General features: G+C 63.5%; 21 protein-coding genes. 4 read left to right on the top strand and 17 right to left on the bottom strand.

Annotation, left to right across the window (positions count from 1 at the left end):
• Genes NKJ13_RS16970 through NKJ13_RS16960 form a run of 3 tightly spaced genes read left to right on the top strand, consistent with a single transcriptional unit; the run spans nucleotide 1 to nucleotide 2,625 of the window.
• Complete coding sequence (locus NKJ13_RS16970; protein WP_023676823.1) at nucleotides 1-918, top strand: ABC transporter permease subunit; 918 nt, start codon at nucleotides 1-3, stop codon at nucleotides 916-918.
• A 4-nt stretch (nucleotides 919-922) separates the two neighbouring features.
• Nucleotides 923-1,798, top strand: coding sequence for an ABC transporter ATP-binding protein (locus tag NKJ13_RS16965; protein WP_023676824.1), 876 nt, complete (start codon nucleotides 923-925; stop codon nucleotides 1,796-1,798).
• Nucleotides 1,795-2,625 carry a dipeptide ABC transporter ATP-binding protein gene (locus tag NKJ13_RS16960; RefSeq protein ID WP_352739384.1) on the top strand — a complete coding sequence of 277 codons (831 nt, stop codon included), beginning with the start codon at nucleotides 1,795-1,797 and terminating at the stop codon, nucleotides 2,623-2,625. Before NKJ13_RS16965 ends, NKJ13_RS16960 begins: the two co-directional genes overlap by 4 nt.
• 22 nt (nucleotides 2,626-2,647) lie before the next feature.
• Here NKJ13_RS16960 and NKJ13_RS16955 read toward each other — a convergent pair whose 3' ends face one another.
• Nucleotides 2,648-3,568: a LysR family transcriptional regulator gene (locus NKJ13_RS16955; RefSeq protein WP_352506084.1), complete on the bottom strand. Its 921-nt coding sequence runs from the start codon at nucleotides 3,566-3,568 to the stop codon at nucleotides 2,648-2,650.
• Nucleotides 3,569-3,661: 93 nt separating this feature from the next.
• On the opposite strand from NKJ13_RS16955, the gene NKJ13_RS16950 reads away from it, so the two are divergent.
• Nucleotides 3,662-4,534: an NAD(P)H-dependent oxidoreductase gene (locus tag NKJ13_RS16950; RefSeq protein WP_352739417.1), complete on the top strand. Its 873-nt coding sequence runs from the start codon at nucleotides 3,662-3,664 to the stop codon at nucleotides 4,532-4,534.
• On the opposite strand, the gene NKJ13_RS16945 is transcribed toward NKJ13_RS16950, so the two are convergent.
• The 16 genes from NKJ13_RS16945 to NKJ13_RS16870 form a co-directional block, all read right to left on the bottom strand.
• Nucleotides 4,465-5,757: a cysteine desulfurase-like protein gene (locus NKJ13_RS16945; RefSeq protein WP_352506086.1), complete on the bottom strand. Its 1,293-nt coding sequence runs from the start codon at nucleotides 5,755-5,757 to the stop codon at nucleotides 4,465-4,467. The genes NKJ13_RS16950 and NKJ13_RS16945 overlap by 70 nt on opposite strands.
• 71 nt (nucleotides 5,758-5,828) lie before the next feature.
• Nucleotides 5,829-6,503, bottom strand: a complete 675-nt coding sequence (locus tag NKJ13_RS16940) for an amino acid ABC transporter permease (protein WP_292656040.1) — start codon at nucleotides 6,501-6,503, stop codon at nucleotides 5,829-5,831.
• Nucleotides 6,504-6,611: 108 nt separating this feature from the next.
• Nucleotides 6,612-7,403: an ABC transporter substrate-binding protein gene (locus NKJ13_RS16935; protein WP_352506087.1), complete on the bottom strand. Its 792-nt coding sequence runs from the start codon at nucleotides 7,401-7,403 to the stop codon at nucleotides 6,612-6,614.
• A 176-nt stretch (nucleotides 7,404-7,579) separates the two neighbouring features.
• Nucleotides 7,580-7,975, bottom strand: a complete 396-nt coding sequence (locus tag NKJ13_RS16930; protein WP_352506088.1) for a RidA family protein — start codon at nucleotides 7,973-7,975, stop codon at nucleotides 7,580-7,582.
• A 73-nt stretch (nucleotides 7,976-8,048) separates the two neighbouring features.
• Entirely contained in the window at nucleotides 8,049-9,197 is a 1,149-nt protein-coding gene (locus NKJ13_RS16925; protein ID WP_352739386.1) for an acyl-CoA dehydrogenase family protein, read from the bottom strand.
• A gap of 237 nt (nucleotides 9,198-9,434) precedes the next feature.
• On the bottom strand, nucleotides 9,435-10,247 hold the full coding sequence (locus tag NKJ13_RS16920; RefSeq protein ID WP_352476021.1) for an enoyl-CoA hydratase family protein: 813 nt from the start codon (nucleotides 10,245-10,247) through the stop codon (nucleotides 9,435-9,437).
• Nucleotides 10,244-10,714 carry a MarR family winged helix-turn-helix transcriptional regulator gene (locus tag NKJ13_RS16915; RefSeq protein WP_254816232.1) on the bottom strand — a complete coding sequence of 157 codons (471 nt, stop codon included), beginning with the start codon at nucleotides 10,712-10,714 and terminating at the stop codon, nucleotides 10,244-10,246. The genes NKJ13_RS16920 and NKJ13_RS16915 overlap by 4 nt, the downstream gene beginning before the upstream one ends.
• A complete protein-coding gene (locus NKJ13_RS16910; RefSeq protein WP_352739388.1) occupies nucleotides 10,708-11,481 on the bottom strand; it encodes an SDR family NAD(P)-dependent oxidoreductase in 774 nt (257 codons plus the stop codon). The genes NKJ13_RS16915 and NKJ13_RS16910 overlap by 7 nt, the downstream gene beginning before the upstream one ends.
• The gene (locus NKJ13_RS16905; protein ID WP_352739390.1) at nucleotides 11,478-13,772 is read right to left on the bottom strand and encodes a bifunctional salicylyl-CoA 5-hydroxylase/oxidoreductase; all 2,295 of its coding nucleotides are present in this window, start codon (nucleotides 13,770-13,772) and stop codon (nucleotides 11,478-11,480) included. The genes NKJ13_RS16910 and NKJ13_RS16905 overlap by 4 nt, the downstream gene beginning before the upstream one ends.
• A gap of 143 nt (nucleotides 13,773-13,915) precedes the next feature.
• Nucleotides 13,916-14,515 (bottom strand): VOC family protein, encoded by a 600-nt coding sequence (locus tag NKJ13_RS16900; RefSeq protein WP_254816229.1) that lies wholly within the window; start codon nucleotides 14,513-14,515, stop codon nucleotides 13,916-13,918.
• Nucleotides 14,516-14,595: 80 nt separating this feature from the next.
• A complete protein-coding gene (locus NKJ13_RS16895; RefSeq protein ID WP_352476018.1) occupies nucleotides 14,596-15,426 on the bottom strand; it encodes an ATP-binding cassette domain-containing protein in 831 nt (276 codons plus the stop codon).
• On the bottom strand, nucleotides 15,419-16,309 hold the full coding sequence (locus NKJ13_RS16890) for an ABC transporter ATP-binding protein (RefSeq protein WP_352739394.1): 891 nt from the start codon (nucleotides 16,307-16,309) through the stop codon (nucleotides 15,419-15,421). Before NKJ13_RS16890 ends, NKJ13_RS16895 begins: the two co-directional genes overlap by 8 nt.
• Nucleotides 16,306-17,154 carry an ABC transporter permease gene (locus tag NKJ13_RS16885; protein WP_352739395.1) on the bottom strand — a complete coding sequence of 283 codons (849 nt, stop codon included), beginning with the start codon at nucleotides 17,152-17,154 and terminating at the stop codon, nucleotides 16,306-16,308. Before NKJ13_RS16885 ends, NKJ13_RS16890 begins: the two co-directional genes overlap by 4 nt.
• Nucleotides 17,147-18,154, bottom strand: coding sequence for an ABC transporter permease (locus NKJ13_RS16880; protein WP_352506097.1), 1,008 nt, complete (start codon nucleotides 18,152-18,154; stop codon nucleotides 17,147-17,149). The genes NKJ13_RS16885 and NKJ13_RS16880 overlap by 8 nt, the downstream gene beginning before the upstream one ends.
• A gap of 64 nt (nucleotides 18,155-18,218) precedes the next feature.
• Nucleotides 18,219-19,745 carry an ABC transporter substrate-binding protein gene (locus tag NKJ13_RS16875; protein WP_352476014.1) on the bottom strand — a complete coding sequence of 509 codons (1,527 nt, stop codon included), beginning with the start codon at nucleotides 19,743-19,745 and terminating at the stop codon, nucleotides 18,219-18,221.
• Nucleotides 19,746-19,852: 107 nt separating this feature from the next.
• Nucleotides 19,853-21,427, bottom strand: a complete 1,575-nt coding sequence (locus NKJ13_RS16870) for a phytoene desaturase family protein (protein ID WP_352777905.1) — start codon at nucleotides 21,425-21,427, stop codon at nucleotides 19,853-19,855.
• Nucleotides 21,428-21,465 lie beyond the last annotated feature (38 nt).

The raw sequence follows: 21,465 nt of genomic DNA, 5'->3' as shown, positions 1-21,465 counted from the left end.
ATGACCGACGAATCCGCCGCCGAAGCCACCGCTGCCTCCATCCCGACAGGCGGCAGGCAAAGGGCGTTTGCCGAGTTCTGGCATTACTTCTCGATGAACACCGGGGCCGTCATCGGTCTTGTCGTGTTTTCGGCGCTCGTGCTGGTGGCGATCTTTGCGCCGTTCGTCGCCCCGCATTCGCCCGACGAGCAGTTTCGCGATGCACTGCTGGCGCCTCCTGCCTGGCAGGAAGGCGGCAAATCGATGTTCCTGCTCGGCACCGATGCGGTCGGCCGCGACATGCTTTCGCGGTTGATCTTCGGGGCACGTTTTTCGCTGTTCATCGGCCTGGTGGTCGTCGTCTTCTCACTCACCAGCGGCATCGTGCTTGGCGTGCTCGCCGGCTATTTCCGCGGCTGGGTCGACACGCTGATCATGCGCATCATGGATATCATCCTGGCCTTCCCGTCGCTGCTTCTGGCGCTGGTGCTGGTGGCGATCCTCGGCCCGGGCCTGTTCAATGCCATGTTGGCGATCGCACTGGTGCTGCAGCCGCATTTCGCACGTCTCACCCGCGCCGCCGTGATGGCCGAAAAGAACCGCGAATATGTGATCTCCGCCAAGGTGGCCGGCGCCGGTCATCTTCGCTTGATGGTGAGGACGATCTTGCCGAACTGCCTGGCACCGCTGATCGTGCAGGCCACGCTGTCCTTCTCCAACGCTATTCTCGAGGCTGCGGCGCTCGGCTTCCTCGGTGTCGGTGCGCAGCCGCCGACACCGGAATGGGGCACGATGCTCGCTTCGGCGCGCGAATTCATCCTGCGCGCGCCTTGGGTGGTGACCTTCCCCGGCCTTGCCATCCTGATCACTGTGCTTGCAATCAATCTGATCGGCGACGGCCTGCGCGATGCCTTCGACCCCAAGCTGAAGAGGTCATGATCCAATGCCTCTTCTCGAGATCAAGAACCTGACCGTTTCCTTCGACACCGCCGCCGGACCATTCATGGCGGTACAAGGCATCGACCTGTCGGTCGAACCGCGCGAGGTGCTGGCGATCGTCGGCGAATCCGGTTCCGGAAAATCGGTGGCGATGCTGGCGGTGATGGGGCTCTTGCCCAACACGGCGACGGTGAGGGCCGACCGCATGGCCTTCGACGGCATCGACCTGCTAAAGCTCGGCCCATCCGAGCGGCGCAAGATCGTCGGCAAGGACATTTCGATGATCTTCCAGGAACCAGTCGCCAGCCTCAACCCATGCTTCACCGTCGGCTTCCAGATCGAGGAGGTGCTGCGTTTTCATATGGGCATGGACCGCGCTCAGCGCCGGGCGCGCGCCATTGAACTGATGAAGCTCGTCGGCATCGCCGACCCCGAGGAACGGCTGGGCTCGTTCCCGCACCAGATGTCGGGTGGTCAGTGTCAGCGCGTCATGATCGCCATCGCCATCGCCTGCAATCCCAAGCTTTTGATCGCCGACGAGCCAACCACGGCGCTCGACGTCACCATCCAGAAGCAGATCCTCGATCTGCTGGTCGGCCTGCAGGCCAAATATGGCATGGGCCTGATCATGATCACCCACAATATGGGAGTGGTTGCCGAGACCGCCGACCGTGTCATCGTCCAGTACAAGGGCCGCAAGATGGAAGAGGCCGACGTGCTGTCGCTGTTCGAGTCCCCCAAGAGCAACTACACGCGCGCGCTCCTGTCGGCGCTGCCGGAAAATGCCGTCGGCGACCGGTTGCCTACTGTTTCCGACATGCTGTTTGAGCCGGCCCCATCTGTAGTCGCAGCCCGGTCCGCAGGAGGAACCGCTTCATGAGCGTGACGGTAGTCGAAGGCAAGAACATCGTGCGCGACTATCATGTTGGTGGCGGGCTTTTCCGCCCCTCCCGTACGGTTCATGCGGTCAAGGGTGTTTCGTTCAGCGTCGACAAGGGCAAGACGCTGGCCATCGTCGGCGAGAGCGGCTGCGGCAAGTCAACACTCGCCCGCATCATCACCCTGATCGACCCGGCGACCTCCGGCGAGCTTTTCATCGACGGCAAGAAGGTAGACATCGGCAGGAACGGCCTGTCGAAGGAAATGCGCCGCAAGGTCCAGATCGTCTTCCAGAACCCTTATGGTTCGCTCAATCCACGCCAGAAGATCGGCGACGTGCTTGGCGAGCCGCTGCTCATCAATACCGCCAGCACGGCCGACGAGCGGCGCGATCTTGCCATGAAGATGCTAAAGAAGGTCGGTCTCGGCCCCGAGCACTTTAATCGCTACCCGCATATGTTTTCGGGCGGCCAGCGCCAGCGGATCGCCATCGCCCGCGCGCTGATGCTCAACCCCAGCCTTCTGGTGCTGGACGAGCCGGTCTCGGCACTTGATCTTTCGGTGCAGGCGCAGGTGCTGAACCTGCTCGCCGACCTGCAGGACGAGTTTCAGCTGACCTATGTTTTCATCAGCCACGACCTGTCGGTGGTACGCTATATCGCCGACGACGTGATGGTGATGTATTTCGGCGAGGCGGTCGAATACGGCTCGCGCGACGAGGTCTTCGCCGACCCCAAGCACAGCTACACCAGGACGCTGTTCGCGGCGACGCCGCGTGCCGACGTCGCCAGCATCAAGGCAAGGTTGGCGAAAAAGAAGGCCGCCTGATCCGGCGAGGTTTGCCGGCCGGCTACGGCTTCTCGATCCCCGGAATGCTGGAGATCTGCTCGACGAGAAAGTCGACCAGCAGCCGCACCCGGGCAATGCCGGCGCGTTCCGGGACGATCAGCATGCTCAGCGGGACGGGGGGCGGAAAACAGCCCGGCAGGACCACTTCCAGCCGGCCGGCCGTCAGGAGATCGTCGACAAGCCAATGGTGGGCGGGTGCGATGCCGCGTCCGGCGACAAGGGCTTCGCGCGCGGCAAGCCCATGGTCGACTCGAAATCGACCGCCAAAGGGCACCGCAAAGGTCTCGCCGCCTGGCCCCTGCAAGGTGAGTGTGTCGCTTCCCGCGATGTTCGACATCCGGATGCCTTCATGGCCAGGCAGACCCTGCGGGACAGCCGGTCTGCCCCGCGCCGCCAGATAGGCCGGCGCCGCCACCAGCAGACGCCGGGATTGCCCGAGCGCCCGCAGTTTCATCGAGCTGTCGGTGAGCGGACCCAGGCGAAGCGCAATGTCGACGCCCTCCCGCACAAGGTCGATGCGCTCGTCGGTGAGGCTAAGATCGATGCCGATATCGGGATAGCGGTCCTGAAAGGCGAAGATCAACCGGCTGACGTGCAAGACCCCGAGCGCCGCCGTGCAGGATATCCGGATCGTGCCGGCCGACGCGCCGCGCGTGCCCCGCGCCTCATCGCCGGCCTGCTCAACGAGGCGCAGGATCTGGACGCTGTCGGCATAGTAACGGCTGCCTTCATCGGTCATCGTCACACGCCGGGTGGTCCTGCTGAGCAAGGGCACGCCGACGGCCTCCTCGAGTTCTCGCAAATGCCGTGTGACCGTCGACTGCCCAACTCCGAGCTCGCGCGCCACCGCCGAGAGGCTGCCGCGCTCGGCGACGCGAACGAAGGTGCGCATGCGCTCGAGAGTGACGTCCGATCTATCCATTATTCGGCATAATCTTATACATTTCCTACATATAGTGGATCCGCCCGCGGCTGGCTATCTTTGGTGTCTATCGTCCTTCTTCGGAGTAGACCCATGAAAGTCCTGCTTGTTTTTGCTCATCCTGAGCCGCGTTCGCTCAACGGCGCGCTGCGTGACGTCGCCATCAGGGAACTCCAGGCCCAGGGCCACGAGGTGCGGGTGTCCGACCTCTATGCCGATGGCTGGAAATCCGAGGTGGACCGTGCCGACTTTCCGTCGTGGCCGCCGGAAGCACGTTTCCTGCCGGCCGGCGCCTCCAAAAAAGCTTTTGCGAGCGGCACTCTGACCGATGACGTCAAAGCCGAGATCGACAAGCTGCTATGGGCCGACACCCTGATCCTCCAGTTCCCGCTGTGGTGGTACGCCATGCCGGCGATCCTCAAGGGCTGGGTCGATCGCGTGTACGCCTACGGCTTCGCCTATGGCGTTGGCGAGCACAGCGACAAGCGGTGGGGTGACCGCTTTGGTGAGGGAACGCTCGCCGGCAAGCGCGCAATGCTGATCGTGACCACCGGCGGCTGGGAGGAGCATTATTCTGCCCGCGGCGTCAACGGCCCGATCGACGACGTGCTGTTCCCGATCAATCACGGAATTCTCTATTATCCGGGCTACGACGTGCTTCCGCCGTTCGTGGTTTACAGGGTGGACCGTTTTGGGGAAGCCGATTTCGAGCCTGTCGCGGAGCGGCTGCGCGAGAGGATGCGGACGCTCGAGACAATCCGGCCCATTCCTTATCGGCAGCAGAATGGCGGCGATTACCTGATCCCAAGCATGCAGTTGCGCCCCGGCCTGGAGAGCCGGGGTGCAACCGCTTTCGCGCTCCACCAGAACGGCGCAAGCGCAGCCGGACAGCCCGATCAGGACAGCCGGGCGATGACGGTACGCAGCGCCTCGCCGAAACGCCGAACTTCCTCAATCGTATTGTAATGCACCAGCGAGGCGCGGACGGCGCCGCTGTCCATGCTTAAGTTGAGCCGCTTCATCAGGCGCGGCGCATACATATGGCCGTCGCGAATGCCGATCTGCATCTCGGCCATTTCCTCGACGATCCTCTGCGGCGACAGCGTGCCGATGTTGAAACAGAAAGTCGGCACGCGCTCGCTGAGGCGTGCTTCGTCGGCGACACCATAGATCGTCGCGCCGCAACCCTTGAGCACCGCCAGCATTTCGCGCGCCAGCACCTGCTCGTAATCGCGGATGGCATTCATGCCGGCGACGATGTTGTCGCGACGCGACCGGTTATTCTCGGACAAGAAATTGCGGCCGATCGACTCGAGATAGCGCACCGCGGCATCCATGCCGGAGACGTTCTCGTAAATGAAGGTACCGGCCTCGATCTTGTAAGGCGGCTCGTCGGGGATGAAATCCTCGCGGAAGGTCGGCAAGCGCTTCAGTGTTTCGAAGCGGCCCCACAGGAAGCCCATATGCGGCGAGAAATTCTTGTAGCCGGAGCAGACCAGATAATCGCAATCCCAGGCCTGCACATCGATCAACCCGTGCGGGCCGTAATGCACGCAGTCTAGGAACACTTCGGCGCCTGCCGCATGCGCAATCCTAGCCACGGAAGCAACGTCGACAATCGAGCCGATCGAATGCGCCGTCACCGTGCAGGCGACGAGCCGGGTGCGCTCTGAGACCAGCGGGCGCAAATCGTCGACATGCAGATTGCCGTCCTCGCGCATCCGCCACCATTTGAACTTGGCGCCGGCGGGCGCCAGCGCCAGCCACGTCGCGATATTAGCGTCGTGATCCATGTCGGTGATGACGATCTCGTCACGCTCCCCGTTTGGGCGCTCGGAAAGCATCTGGCCGATGCCGAGGCTGACCAGGCGGATGAACGAAGTGGCGTTCATGCCGAAGCAGATCTCCGCCGGGTTGGTAGCGTTGATCAGCAAGGCCACGCTTTCGCGCGCGCCGGCCACTGCTTGATCGACGGTGACGCTGCGGCCATAGCGGCCGCCGCGCTGCACATTATGCGCGACCAAATGGTTGGTGACCGCATCGAGCACGCTTTGCGGGATCTGCGCGCCGGCGGCATTGTCCATGAAGACGAAGTCTCCGGCTTGCTGCAAGGCGGGAAACATGGCGCGGATCGTCTCGACCGGGAAAGCTGCGGCATCGCCGGTTTTCGAAATCTGATGCTGGTTCAAGCTCGTCTCCTGCGAAGTGCCTAACGGAAGTTGATATTCGGGGAATTGGCGGACGGAAATCGTTGGCGACCTCAGCGGGTCTTTTCGGTCTGGAAGCGGCGTTCCAGGAGGCTGACGAGTCGGACCATCGGCCAGAGAAAGATCAGATAGACCAGCGCCGCGCCGATCAGCGGTGAGGGATTGGCATAGAGCGATTGCGCGTTGGTCGCTTCCTTCAGCAGTTCAGGCAATGCTACCGTGGAGGCGAGCGAGGTGTCCTTGAACATCGACACGCAATTGCTGGTCATTGGCGGAATGACGACGCGGATCGCCTGCGGCAGCACTACCTTGCGCAAGGTCAGCAAGAACGGCAGGCCGAGCGCCTGCGCCGCCTCGAACTGGCCGCGCGGAATGCTCTCTATGCCGGAGCGGAACACCTCGGCCGAATAGGCCGCCATGATGATGGCGAAGGCCATCACCGCGGAAGTCCACGATGACAGGCGAATGCCGAGGAACGGCAGCGCATAGTAGATCAGGATCAGCACCACCAGCACCGGCATCGCCCGGAAAATGTCGATGTAGCCGACAGCCAGCAGCCGAAGCGGCTTTGGCGCATAGAGCCGCACTAGGCTGATCGCGAGGCCGACGGGAATACCGATGCCGATGCTCATGATTCCAAGCAGCAGGGTGTTCAGGAAACCGCGCAGCAGCGCCGGCAGGCTGGAGACCATGACGTCGGCGTTGAAGAAGGTGTCCAGCAGCGACATCGCAGCATTCCCGAAACGTTTGGCGTCCCGCGACGCTCGAGCCCGAGCCCGAAATCCGAAATCGTGCCGGCACGAAAGCCGGCACGACATTTAAGCGCGAACTGCCGCTCAGGCCTTCGGCATAGGCATGTCCTTGACGGTCGAGGAATCGGCCGGTGCGTCGCTGCCGAACCACTTCTTGTGGATCGCGGCCAGCGTGCCGTCCTTCTTCATCGCCGTCAGCGCGTCGTTCAGCTTGCCGAGCAGCGGGTGGTCCTTGGTCATCATCAGACCGTACTGCTCGCCGGTCTTGATGCGCTCTTTTACGGCGAGATCCTTCATCCTGGTGAAAGAATATTCCAGGCCCGGAATATCGCTGACCGCCGCATCGACGCGGCCGGAGCTGAGGTCGAGCAGCAAATTCTGCTGCGTGTCGTAGCCTTTGACGTCACTGAACCCGTCCGCTTCCTGGTGGGCCTTGACCCAGGCTTCGCCGGTCGAGCCGGACAGCACGCCGACGATCTTGCCCTTGAGGTCGGCCTCGGCTTTGATTGGGCTGTCGGCCTTCGCGGCGATGCCCATGTCGGAATCATAGTAGGGCTGCGTGAACGACTGCGACTTCAGCCGCTCCGGCGTGATGGTGATCGACGAGATGGCGACGTCGATGCGCTTCGAGGTGGTGGCGGCGAACAGCGCCTGGAAACCGAGGTCGGCGATATCAGTGGTCATGCCGATACGCTTTGCCGCCTCATTGATGATGTCGACTTCGAAACCCTCGAACGTGCCGCTCTCGTTCTTGTATTCAAAAGGCGGATTGGTCGGATAGGCGCCGACATTCAGCGTGCCTTCGGCATAGGCCGGGCCGCCGGCGATGCCGATGGCGGCAGCAAGAAGCAGCAGGTTGCGACGGGTGAAGTTCATTTTCGTTCCCTCTGGTTGTGATCGGACGGGTTGGCCCCGCACGGCTTTGATACGCCAAGTGACCGGACTGCCGGAAAGCCCTCCCGGCACGGCAGTCGTAAGATCGGATGCTATCCAAAGTACCGCGCTTTTCAAGGCGAAAGTTTTAAGCTTAAAAAATTTGCCGCGTGTTGCCGTCACTCCGGAATAACCGCCGTGGCCTGGATCTCAACCTTGGCGCGGTCCTCGACAAGCGCCATCACCTGGATAGCGGCCATCGCCGGAAAATGCCGGCCGATCACCTCGCGATAGGCCTCGCCGATCCCCTTGAGATTGGCCAGATATTCCGCCTTGTCGGTAAAGTACCAGGTCATCGAGGTGATATGCTCAGGCGTGGCGCCGGCCTCGGCGAGCACGGCGACAATATTGGCCAGCGTCTGCCGCACCTGGCCGACAAGATCATCCGTCTCGAAGCGGCCCTGTCCGTTCCAGCCGACCTGCCCGCCGACGAAGACAAGCTGTCCACGCGCGGCGACGCCATTGGCGTAGCCGACGGGTTTCGCCCAGCCTTCCGGCTGCAGGATGGTGTGCATGTCAAAACCTCCCAATGCTCAAATCCGGTCGCTTAAAACTCAAAGACAATCAATTCTTCCACACAACTCCGTCTCAGGCCGCCCCCATCACCTGCCGTGCAATCACCACCTTCTGCACGTCGGACGCTCCCTCGTAGATGCGCAGTGCCCGGATCTCGCGATACAGTCTTTCGACGATATGGCCCTTGCGGACGCCGTCGCCGCCATGCAGCTGTACAGCCTTGTCGATCACCTCCTGCGCTTTGTCGGTAGCGAACAGCTTGGCCATGGCGGCTTCGCGGGTAACCCGGGCCGCGCCCATGTCCTTGGTCCAGGCGGCGCGGTAGACCAGCAAGGCGGCGGCATCGACATCCAGCGCCATGTCGGCGATATGGCCCTGCACCATCTGCAGCTCGGCCATCGGTGCACCGAACAGCTTGCGCTCGGCCACTCTTGTGATACTTTCGTCCAGCGCGCGCCGGGCAAGGCCGAGCGCCGCTGCGCCGACAGTCGAACGGAATACGTCGAGCACCGACATGGCTATGCGAAAACCGTCACCGGGTTTGCCGATCAGCGCCGAGGCTGGGACGCGTGCATTGTCGAAAGATAGCCGGGCGAGCGGGTGCGGCGCGATCACCTCCAGCCGCTCGGCGATGGTCAGCCCCTCGGCCTCGGAAGGCACGACGAAGGCGGAAAGCCCCTTGGCGCCGGGCGCCTCGCCGGTACGGGCAAAGACAACATAAAAGTCAGCGATACCGCCGTTGGAGATCCAGGTCTTTTCGCCGGATAGGTGATAGCTGTCGCCGTCACGCGCGGCGGTCATTTCCATATTGGCAACGTCCGAGCCCGAACGCGGCTCCGAAAGCGCGAAAGCCGAAATCGCCTTGCCGGCCCGTGTCTTTGCCAGCCAGTGCTGCTGGTCTGGCGTGCCGAACAGGCTGAGCGCGCCAGTGCCGAGCCCTTGCATGGCGAAGGCGAAATCGGCCAGCCCATCATGCCGGGCCAGCGTCTCGCGCGTGAGGCAGAGCGCGCGGACGTCGAGCGGCGAGGGGTTTTCGGTGTCGAGCGCCGTCGGCTTCAGCCAGCCGTCCCGGCCGAGCTTGGCCACCAGCTCGCGGCAAGCGGCGTCGACATCGTCATGGGCGACCGGCAGGGTCTTGGAGCACCATGCGTCCAGCCGCTCGGCCAGTTCACGATGGCGGTCCTCGAAGAACGGCCAGTTGAGGAAAGAGCGGTCAGGCATTTCTGCCTCCGCTATGCTTCGGGCCTCGCGCTCTACGGCGCCCCCCTCTGGCCTGCCGGCCGTCTCCCCCTCTAGGGGGGAGATTGGCAGCTCCGGCGTCCGCCCGCATCTTGCGGCGGTTGCGATTGGCTAAGGTGGGAACCAAAGTCGATCTCCCCCCTTGAGGGGGAGATGTCCGGCAGGACAGAGGGGGGCGCTGTCCCGCGAACCTGTCGGTCTTTATCGAAGAAAACATCCTCAATTCCCCTCGAACACCGGCTTTTCCTTGGCGACGAAAGCCTCGTACGCCCGTTCGAAATCGCGTGTCTGCATGCAGATCGCCTGCGCCTGCGCTTCCGATTCGATAGCCTGGTCAAGCCCCATCGACCATTCCTGATTCAGCTGCGTCTTGGTCATGCCGTGGGCGAAGGTCGGGCCGGAAACGACGCGCGCGGCCATGTCGAGCGCGTCGGCCTCTAGCGTTGCGGCATCGACCAGCCGGTTGTAGAAGCCCCAGCGCTCGCCTTCCTCGGCGCTCATCGTGCGGCCGGTATAGAGCAGCTCGGCGGCGCGGCCCTGGCCAATGATGCGCGGCAGGATCGCGCAGGCGCCCATGTCGCAGCCGGCAAGGCCGACGCGGGTGAACAGGAAAGCCGTTTTGGCCTGTGGCGTGGCGATGCGGATATCGGACGCCATGGCGATGATTGCGCCGGCGCCGACCGCCACGCCGTCGACCGCAGCAATAATCGGCTTGCCGCAATTCAGCATCGCCTTGACGAAATCGCCGGTCATGCGGGTGAAAGCGAGCAGCGCCTTCATGTCCATCTTGACCAGTGGGCCGATGATTTCGTGGACATCGCCGCCCGAGCAGAAATTGCCGCCATTGGGAAGGAACACCACCGCATCGACATCGTCGGCATAGACGAGATCGCGAAAAGTGTCGCGCAATTCGGCATAGCTGTCGAAGGTCAGCGGGTTCTTGCGCTCCGGCCGATCGAGCCGGATTTTTGCGATCTTGCCTTCGACCTGCCAGAGGAAATGCTTCGGCTTGCGGCCAGCCATCTTCGTCATTCCCGTCCCTCCCAATTGCTGCGGAAGGAGGTCAGCATGCCGGTCAGCCGGCGCGCCTCGTCCTCGCTCACATTGCCCAGCAACTCGCCGACCCATTTTTCATGCGCGGCGGCGATCACGGCGAAAGTCTTCGATCCCTCTTCCGTCAGCCGCACCATCGAAGTGCGGCGGTCGCCATTGCGTCGGGCCCGCATCACCAGCCCTTCCGAGACCAGCCGGTCGATGATGCCGGTGACATTGCCGTTGGACACCAGCAGGAAGCGCGAAAGATCGCTCATCAGCATGCCTTCCGGCGCGCGGTAGAGCGCGGCCATCACGTCGAAGCGTGGCAGCGTCGTGTTGAACTCTTGCCGCAGGCGTTCGCGCAGCTCGGCCTCGATGGTGCGCGAGGCGCGCAGCAGGCGAATCCACAGCCGCAGGCGGTCCTTGCCGGGTCCGGACGGGGCGGGTAGGGGACCGGCTACCATGTCTCACCTCCGGAGATCGAAATCGTCTGCCCGGTAATCGACCGGGCGGCGTCGCCACACAGATAAAGTACCGCGGCCGCAATTTCCTCCGGCTGGATGAAGCGGTCTTGCGGGTTGGTCGCTGCAAGGCTTGCCCGTGCCCGCTCGGACGAGCGGCCGGTCGCTTCGACGATGCGCTGGACGGCGCTCTCCAGCATCTCGGTTTCGACAAACCCTGGGCACACGGCATTCACTGTTATGCCGGACTTGGCGGTCTCGACGGCGAGTGCCCGCATCAGGCCGACGACGCCATGCTTGGCGGCAACGTAAGCTGAGACATAGGGATAGCCTTTCAGTCCGGCGGTGGAGGCGACGAAGATGATACGGCCAGTCTTGCGCCCTGCCATGCCGGCCAACGCCGGCTTCACCGTCAGGAACGCACCAGTCAAGTTGACGTCGAGCGTGCGCTGCCAGTCTGCCAGCGAGGTCCGCTGCGCCGGAGCACTGCCGGACATGCCGGCATTGGCAACGACGATGTCGAACGCTCCGCGTGCCGCTTCCGCGGCCTCGTAGAGCGACGCCATCGATGCCTCGTCGGTGACGTCGGCGGCAATGGCGAAGATGCGTTTGTTCTCGGCGGCGACCTCGGCAAGCGGCTCCACGCGCCGGCCGCAGATGGTCACGTTAATGCCCGCGCCGGCCAGCGCCAGCGCGATCGCGCGGCCGACGCCGGAGCCGCCGCCGGTGACCAGCGCATGACGCCCCGAAATCGTCGCCGTGGCACTCATACCTTCAACCCCGCTGCCGCTTCGCGCTCGGCCAGCCGGTAGAGCTGGTCGCGGCCGGGCAGATAGGGATCCGGCCATTTGACGCCGCGATCGCCAAGCGTGACGGCCGCGTGCAGCGTCCAGTACGGATCGGCAAGATGCGGCCTAGCCAGTGCGACGAGATCGGCGCGGCCCGCCATCAGGATCGAGTTGACGTGGTCCGGCTCATAGATATTGCCGACCGCCATCGTCGCCATGCCGACCTCGTTGCGGATGCGATCGGAAAACGGCGTCTGGAACATGCGGCCATAGACCGGTCTTGCCACGGCCGAAGTCTGGCCGGCCGATACGTCGCAGATGTCTACGCCGGCCTCATGCAGCAGCCGCGCGATCTCTACGGCATCGGCCGGCGTCACGCCTTCGATGCCCAGCCAGTCATTGGCGGAGATGCGCATCGAGATCGGCTTCTCGGCCGGCCACGCGGCGCGCACCGCATGAAAGATTTCCAAGGGATAGCGCATGCGGTTTTCCAGCGAGCCGCCATAGGAGTCGGTGCGCCGGTTGGTCAAGGGCGTGATGAAGGAGGACAGGAGATAGCCGTGCGCGGCGTGGATTTCGAGCATGTCGAAGCCGCAGCGCGCCGCCATCTCGGCCGAAGCGACAAACTGGTCGCGCACCATATCCATGTCGGCGCGGTCCATCGCCTTCGGCACCTGGTTTTCCGGCGACCACGGCACGGAAGAGGCTGCCATGACCGGCCAATTGTCTGAGGGCAGCGGCACGTCGGTTCCCTGCCAGCCGAGCCTGGTCGACCCCTTGGCACCGGAATGGCCGATCTGGGCGCAGATCTTGGCCTCGGTCTCGGCATGGACGAACTCGACCAGCCGCTTCCAGGCGACCTCATGCTCGGGCGCATAGAAACCGGGGCAGCCAGGCGTGATGCGGCCCTCCGCGCTGACGCAGGTCATCTCGATGTAGAGGAGACCGGCGCCGCCCTTGGCCCGTTCGGCGTAATGGGCGAAATGCCAGTCAGTCGGACAGCCGTCGACCGCTTTGTACTGCGCCATCGGCGAGACGACGACGCGGTTCTGCAGCGCCATGCCGCGCAGCCGGAACGGCGCGAACATCGGCGCGCGACGCAGATTGTTGCCGCCGGCGCCGGCCTGACGCTGGAACCATTCCTCGGCGCCGGCCAGCCATTCGGCATCGCGCAGCCGCAAATTCTCGTGACTGATGCGCTGCGAACGCGTCAAAAGCGAATAGTTGAACTGCACCGGATTGAGGCCGAGATAGCGCTCGACCTCTTCGAACCATTCGAGCGAATTGCGCGCCGCCGACTGCAGCTTCAGCACTTCGGTGCGGCGGGCGTCCTCATATTTGCGGAAGGCTGCTTCGAGGTCCGGTTCGGACTCGACATAGTCGGCCAGCGCCACCGCGCTTTCCAGCGCCAGCTTGGTGCCGGAACCGATCGAGAAATGCGCGCTCGCCGCCGCGTCGCCCATCAGCGCCAGGTTCTTGTAGGACCAGCGTTCGCACAAGACGCGCGGGAAATTGATCCACGCCGAGCCGCGGATATGATTGGCGTTGGTCATCAGCGCGTGGCCGCCGAGATGACGGGCAAAGATGCGCTCGCAGACGGCGATTGATTCCTGCTGCGACATCGCGCCGAAGCCGAAGCGCTGCCAGGTCTGCTCGCTGCATTCTACGATGAAGGTCGCGGTATCGCTGTCGAACTGGTAGGCATGCGCCCACACCCAACCATGCTCGGTTTTCTCGAAGATGAACGTGAAGGCGTCGTCGAATTTCTGGTGGGTGCCGAGCCAAACGAACTTGCATTTACGGATGTCGATATCGGGCTTGAACACGTCGACGAAGGTGCCCCGCGCTTTCGAGTTCAGCCCGTCGGCGGCGACAACCAGGTCGTGCGTCTCCATAAACGGCTTTGGATCGGCGATGTCGGTTTCGAAGACCAGCTTGACGCCGAGCTCGCGCGCCCGCCGTTGCAGCAGGGTGAGCAGCCGCTTGCGGCCGATGCCGCAAAAGCCATGACCGGTCGAGACCGTTCGCACGCGGTCATGGATGACGGCGATGTCGTCCCAATAGGCGAAATGCTTGCGGATCCAGACGGCGCTGACCGGGTCGTTTTTGGTCAGGTTCTCCAGCGTTTCGGCCGACAGCACGACGCCCCAGCCGAACGTATCATCGGCACGGTTGCGCTCGAATACCGTGACCTCATGCGCGGCATCCCTGAGCTTCAGCGAGATTGCAAAGTAGAGCCCGGCTGGTCCGCCACCGAGAACCGCAACTTTCATCGTGCGATCTCCTCTTCGCTTCTGTTTGTCGAGTTTACGCCTGAAGCAGATTAATTCAACCTTGAAGTTTCAGGATTGAAACAATCCGCCTCAGAAACCAAGCTTGCCGGCAGTCGGCTTGCGCTGGCCAGGGAAGCTCCGGGCTATTTCTCCGGGTTCTTCGGGCTCCACAGCACCGTCTCCGCATCTTTTTCATAGGCCATGCCATTGGGATAGCTGATCGCTTCCAACTGCAAGCCCCAGGGCGCCTGGAAGTAGAGGATAGTCTGGCCGGCGGCCGGGCCTTCGGTAACCGGCAGCGGCCCCATCCGCGTCTTGACGCCCTTGCCGTCAAGATAGGCTTTTGCGGCGGCGATGTCGTCGACATAGAAGGCGATGTGGAAGCCGCCTATGTCGCTGTTGCGAGGCGTCAGGTCCTTCTGGTCCGGCGCGGTGTATTTGAACAGCTCGATGTTCGACCCGTGTCCGCAGCGGACCAGGGTGATCTCCTCGATCACTGCCTTGGGATCGACGCCCAGCAGATCCTGCATGAACGTGCCCTTGTCGTCGGCGAACGGGCCGAACGACATCGCCTTCTTGCAGCCGACCACCTCGGTAAAAAACTCGACGGCCTGCTGCATGTCGGGGACGGTGACGCCGGTGTGGTCGTGGCCACGCATGCCGGGTATCGAATCAGCCGAGGCTGCTCCCATCGAGCCGGCCAGAGCGGCCGCAAGCATCGTGTTTCTGATTGCGTATTTCATTCCAGTTCTCCTCCGTTTCGCGAGCTGACTTGTCGGCGCACGTCCGAGGCCCGCTCTTCGGTGTGCGAGTAGGAATGTGTTCATGCCGGCGCCTTTGCGGCGGGAAGCAGCCAGGCGTCATCGATCTCGGGCAGCGGAATGGCGGCGAGGAGGTCGCGCGTGTAAGCCTGCTGCGGCTTCTCGAACAAAGTATCCGTCGCACTGGCTTCGACGATCGCGCCTTCGCGCATGACGATCACTTGCCGGCAGAGCCGCCGGATCACCGACAGGTCATGGCTGATGAAGGCAACGGTCAGGCCCATCTCGGCGGCGAGTTTTTCCAACAGCGTCAGGATCTGTGCCTGGGTCGACACGTCGAGGCCTGAGACGATTTCGTCGGCTAGCACGAATTTCGGCGACAGCGCCAGCGCGCGGGCAATGCCGACGCGCTGGCGCTGGCCGCCCGACAATTCATGACGATAGCGGCTGGCGAAGCCTTGCGGCAGGCCGACGCGCTGAAGCGCTTCAGCAACTCGGGCTTTCAGATTGTCGCCGAGGCCATTCTGTTTGAGTGGTGCGGCGATGATGCTGGCGATGGTGCGGCGTGGGTTAAGCGACGACATCGGGTCCTGGAAGATCATCTGCAGATTGCGGCGTACGGGCCGCAGCTCCGCCTCTGGCAGATGCGTGATGTCGCGGCCGTCGAAGCTGACGCTGCCGGCGCTGGGCTCCAGCAGACGCACCAGCGCGCGGCCGAGCGTCGATTTCCCCGACCCGGATTCGCCGACGATGCCGGTCACCGATCCCCTGGGCAGATCGAAGTCCAGGCCTTTCAGGATCTCGGCCAACGGAGCGCGGCCAAACAACGGCTTGCGCGTCATGTCGGGTAAGGCAACCTTCAGCCCGCGCACGGAAAACAGCGGCTCAGCCATGCGGGTGCCTCCAGGCCTGGTCGGCGGCGGCGATCTCCGCGGCTAGCCCGGCCAGTACCGCCTCGTCCACGGGTTTCAGCGAAGCGAGGGGATCGGTGTAGCGCGGCGTCGCGGCCATCAGCGCCCGCGTATAGGGGTGCTGCGGGGCAGCGAAGAGAGCAGCCGTCTCGGCCTCCTCCACCACCTTGCCGGCGTAGAGCACTGAAACTTTCTGGCTGATCTTGGCGACGACGCCGAGATCGTGGGTAACGAACAGGATCGCCGTGCCATGCTCGCGCTGCAACGCAGCGATCAAGCGCAGGATCTGTTTCTGTACGGTGACGTCGAGCGCCGTCGTCGGCTCGTCGGCGACGATCAGCCTTGGCTCGGCGGCGAAGGCGGCGGCGATCAGCACGCGCTGGCGCATGCCGCCGGACAGCTCGTGCGGATAGCATTTGAGGACACGCTCGGGGTCGCGGATCTGCACCTCGTCCAGCAATTGGCGGATGCGTGTATCGGCCTTCTCACCGCTCCAGGCGAGGATGCGCACCAGCCGGTCGGTCATCTGTGGGCCGATTCGCCGTGACGGATTGAGCGCGGTCAGCGGGTCCTGCGGGATCAGCGCGGTGCGCGCGCCGATCAGCGTGCGCCTTGCCTTCGGCTGAAGCTTGCCGAGGTCCTCGCCCTCGAGCAGCATGTCGCCTTCGACAATGCGCACGCTGGGTGGCAGCACGCCGAGCACCGCCTTGCCGATCATCGTCTTGCCGGCGCCGCTCTCGCCGACCAGCGCGCGGACCTCGCCGGGTTGAACGGAAAGCGATACCGAGCGCAACACGCGCAAGCCATTAGGCAGCACCGCGCTAAGGTCGCGTATGTCGAGGCAGGATTTCGCCAGCGCGTTCATCGCAGCACCGGATCGAAACGTGCCCTGAGACCTTCGCCGAACTGGCCGAACGACAGCACCGTAAGGATCAGGGTGACCAGCGGGAACACCAGCACCCACCAGGCCTGATGGACCGACAAGCGACCCTCTGCGATGATGCCGCCCCAGGTCGGGTCGTCGGTCGAGATCGACAGATTGACGAAGGACAGGATCGCCTCAACGATGACGGCAATGCCCATCTCCAGCGACAGCAGCGCCACGATCGACGGCACCACATTGGGCAGCACTTCGCGCAGCATGATGCCGATGCGGCCGTAACCGGCGATGCGGGCGTTCTCGACATAGTCCATGCGCGACTGGCCCATCGTCTCGGCGCGGATCACCCGGCAGAAGCGCGTCCAGTCGATGACGGCAATGGCAATGATAACCGAGCTCAAGCCGGTGCCGAGCACTGCGACCAGAAGGATGGCAAACAGCACCGGGGGAAACGCCATCCAGACATCGACGATACGCGAGATGATGCGGTCGGCCCAGCCGCCGAAATAGCCGGCGATCAGCCCCAGCGTCGAGCCGACCAGGCAGGCGGCAAGGGCTGCCGCGAAGGCGACGATGAAGGCGATGCGGGCACCGAAGATCAGCCGTGACAGAAGATCGCGGCCGAGGCTGTCGGTGCCGAGCCAGTAGCCGGGCTCAGCATCGCTCAGCCAGAACGGCGGCAGCCGCTCCAGCATCAAATCCTGCGCCAGTGGGTCCTGCGGCGCGACCAACGGCGCAAAAATCGCGGCCAGCAGCGCAATCAGCAGCCAACCGCCGGCCAGCCACAGGCGTGCCCGCGAGCCATGTCTTGAAATGCGGGCCTCATCCACGGCGCAGCCTCGGATTAAGCAGCGCATATATCATGTCCACGCTGAGGTTGATCAGCACGAACAACAGCGCGAACACCAGCACGATGCCCTGGATCAGCGGCAGGTCGCGGTTGATGACGGCATCGATCGCCATGTTGCCGAGACCCTCATAGGAAAATAGCCGCTCGACGATGACCGTGCCGCCGATCAGGAAGGTGAACTGCACGCCGACCAGAGTGAGCGTCGGCAGGGCGGCGTTCTTCAACGCCTCGCGCAGGATGACCTGCGTTTCCGAAAAGCCCTTTACCCGCGCCAACACGACATAGTCGAGGTCGAGCACTTCCTTCAACGACTGTTTCAGCAGCTGCGAGATGATTGCGGCGAGTGGCAGCGCCAAAGCCACGGCCGGCATCAGCATATGCGCCAGCAGGTCCTTGGTCAGGTCGAAGCGCAGCCGCACGATGCTCTCGAACAAATAGAACTGCGTGACGAAGGGCAGATCGAGCTGCGGCGACACCCGGCCGGAAATGTCGAAAACCGGCACCAGCACGCCGAACAGAAGGATCAGCACCAAACCCCACAGGAAATCGGGAATCGAGAGCGCCGCACCGCTGGCGATGTCGATGCCAGCCTCGACTGCGGTGCCGCGTTCGCGCGCGCCGAGGATCGCCGTCGTGCCGCCGATTGCCAGCGCCATCAAGAGCGCGACGATCGCGAGTTCCAGCGTCGCCGGCAGGCGGTTGAGGACCAGGCCCAGAACATCCTGCCGGAGCGAAATCGAGGTGCCGAAATCGCCCCTGACGACACCTGCCAGCCAGATGAAAAATTGCTGGACGATGGTCTTGTCCAGCCCGTAAAGCGCGCGCAGACGCGCGATGTCGGCATCGGTTGCACCGGGCGGCAGCATCATCGCGATCGGATCGCCTGGCGCGACACGGATGACGACGAAGACGACGACGGCCACGCCGAACAGCGTGATCGCCATCGTCAGAAGACGGATCAGGAATCTTTGCAGCAGCATGGTCGCCCGTGACAGAAAATGCGCGCCGTCATTCCGGACGGCGCGCGGCAAGCCGAAGACTGTCTCAGGCCGGGCTCATCAGCGCCGGCAACAGCGCGCCCGACACATGCTGCACGACATTGACGCCCTTGGCATGCACGATCGGCTGCGCATACTGGATCAGCGGCAGGACATAGGCCTGCTCGGCAATGTACTTGTCGACGGCCTTCCAGCCGGCAATGCGCTTGGCCTCGTCCTTCTCGCCCCACAGCGGGTTGATCATGTCGATCAGATCCTGACTGTCCCACACCGAATGCGGGCTCGGGCCATACATGGCAAAGCCGGTCGAGGTGGTCGGGTCGCCGATGGCGTTGCCCCAATTGTAGAAGGCGGCCGGCGCCAGCTTGTCGGCGGCGCGCAACTCATAGTGCTTGGCGATCTCGTAGACCTCGATCGTCGCCTCGATGCCGACCTTGCGCCACATGCCTACGATCGCCTGGATCATCTCGTAGTCCTTGGGCTTGAAGCCCTTGGTCGTCTGTATCGTGAACTTGACCGGCTTTTCCGGCGAATAGCCGGAGGCGGCCAGCAATTCCTTGGCCTTTTCCGGGTTATGCTCGGCTTTGATCGACGCATCGTAGGCGGCGTATTCCGGCGTCTCCAGCGTATCGATGGGCTGGCCGTAACCGCGCAGCAGCCGGTCGACCAAAAGCTTTTTATCGACCGCCATCACCGCTGCCTGGCGCACGTTCTTGTCCAGCATCACGTCGATGTCGTTGAAGAAGATCATGCCGATGTCGGAAACATTCTTGCATGAGCCGGTAAGTCCGTCCTTGGCGATCAGGCGGTCATATTCCTCATAGGGGATTTCGAGAGTCACCTGCGAGGAGCCGGACTCGATCTCGGCGACGCGGCTCGCCGCATCGGTGACGAACTTGATGGTTACGTTTTCGAAGGCCGGCTTGCCGCCCCAGTAGTTCGGGTTGGCCTTGAGCCGCAGGAAGGCGTTGCGCTCGAATTTGTCGACCATATAGGGCCCGGTGCCGATCGGGGCTTTCTCAAAACCCTCGGCGCCGACCTTTTCGTAATAGGCCTTCGGCATGATGTAGCCGGTGAGGAACGACATCCATTTGAAATACACCGGGTCGAATTGCACGACGTCGCCGGTGATCTTGTTGCCGTCGATCTTGAAGTTGTTGACGTTCTTCCAGACGAATTGGATCGGGTTGCCGGTCTTTTCATCGCCCGCCCGCTGCAGCGACCAGACCACGTCTTCGGCCGTGAATGGCGAACCGTCATGCCAGGTGACGCCCTCGCGCACCGTCATCATGATCTTGCTGCGATCCTCGTTCCAGCCCCATTCGGTGAGCAGGCCGGGCGCGAAAGAAAGATCCGGCTTCTGCGGGATGAACTGGTCGAACACCGATTGGTAGAGACCCTGGATGGTCGGGTTGACCGCCGAAGGCCCGGTGGTCGGGTCCCAGGACGGTAGGTTGACGTTGTAGGCGATAGTCAGTTCGCCGGCAGCCTTGGCGATTTGCGGCAGGCCGAGCGCCGTGGCGCCAAGTGCGGCCGCGCCGTATCCGAGCAATTCTCGTCTGTTGATTGTCATGGTCGTTCCCCTGTTGCTTTTATGCGCGGTGTCGTTGTCAATCGGTGGGTTCAGGCTCCTTGGGCAACCGCGCCTTGTCCTCCTTCACCCTGGATGAAAAATGGAGCCTACCTCCCGCCAAGTTGTTGTGCGAGCATGAAGCCCGACGCCGCCCCGGTGCCGGCGCCCGGCCATGTTGCCGCCCCGGTCAGGTGCAGATTGCCGATCGGCGTGTTCCAGCCGGCGTAACCGCGCGCCGGCCGGAACAGGAAATTCTGCGCCAGATGATGGCTGCCGCAGACCTGGTCGCCGCCGACCAGGTTGGGATTCTCGCGTTCGAGGTCGATGGGCGAGAACACGGCGCGGCCGAGGATCTTCCGGCGAAGGCCGGGCGCATAGCGCTCGATAATGTCGAGGACGCGCTCGGCGTAGTGCTCCCTAGCCTCGTCCCAGTGGGCCGGCGCGATCATGCCCGCCGCATCGCCCACAATCTCGGCCGGCAGCATGCGCACCTGAACCCAGAGCACATGCTTGCCGTCCGGCGCGCGCGACGGATCGACCGCCGTCGGCTGGCCGACGACCAGCACCGGCTCGTCCGGCAGCATGCCTGCCATCGCCTGCTGATAGGTTCGCGACATGGCGTCGAGCGAAGGCGAGAGATGCACATAGGCGAACTGCCGAAGCTCGGCGCCGGCGCGCCAGTCCGGCAAATCGTCGAGTGCCAGATGGATCATCATCGTGCCCGGCGCGTGGCGGAATTTTTTCATGGCCGTGTCGAAGCCGGCGTCGCCCGATCCATTGGGCAACAGTTTCCCGGTCAGCGCCTTGGGTGCGACACCGGCGATGACGGCCCTGGTGGCGGTGTGAGTCTCGCCGGAAGCGAGCCGCACGCCGGTCGCCTTGCCGGCCGAAACCGTGATCTCGGCAACATCAGCCCCAGTGACGATCTTGCCGCCGGCGGCCGTGAGCATGCCCGACAAAGCGCGGATGATCGTGTCGGCGCCGCCTCTGCCGAGCAGCATGCCGAAGCACTGGTTGGCCATGGATTCGAGGTAAGGAAATACCGCGCCGCCAGCGATGTCAGGCGCGAAATCGAGATGCATGCCCCAGGTGGCCAGCGTCGCCCTGACATGCGGTGACTCGAAAGTCTGCTCGAGCCACGCGCGGGGTGAGGAAAGCAGTAATCGGCCGGTATCGAGCGCGCCGCCAATACCCTTCTTGCGCCAGAGCTTCCAGGCCGTGCCGGCGAGCGCACGCCCACTCATCGGCGAGCCCAGCAGCCGGAACAGATGCTCGGCCTCCGCCGGGAATGCCGCAACCAGACGGCGCCATGTGGCTGCGTCGGTCGCGGAGAAGGCGGCCATCCGTCCAGTGGTCTTCTCCAGGTCGCTGCTGACGCCGAACCAGCGACCGTCGGGGAAGGCGCTGGCAAAACAGTCGGCCACCGGCACGAATTCCAGCCCGTAGGTTTTCAATTCATTTGCATATTTCTTGTGAAAGGCCGAGCCGGCGAACAGGCCCAGATTCATTGCGCCGAAATCGTGCCGGAAGCCTGGAAGCGTGAATTCGCGCGTCTGGATGGCGCCGCCGATCATTGGATTGCGTTCGAAAACCGCTGTTTTCCAGCCTTTGAGCGCCAGATGCGCGGCGCATGCCAGACTGTTGTGGCCTGCCCCGACAAATATGGCGTCGAACTCGCTCACGCCCCGTCCCATTTCCTTTATGCTTAAAGATAATTGCA

The sequence above is a fragment of the Mesorhizobium sp. M0174 genome (genome assembly GCF_040322275.1).
GTDB lineage: Bacteria > Pseudomonadota > Alphaproteobacteria > Rhizobiales > Rhizobiaceae > Mesorhizobium.
This window is presented reverse-complemented; position numbering and strand designations above follow the sequence as displayed.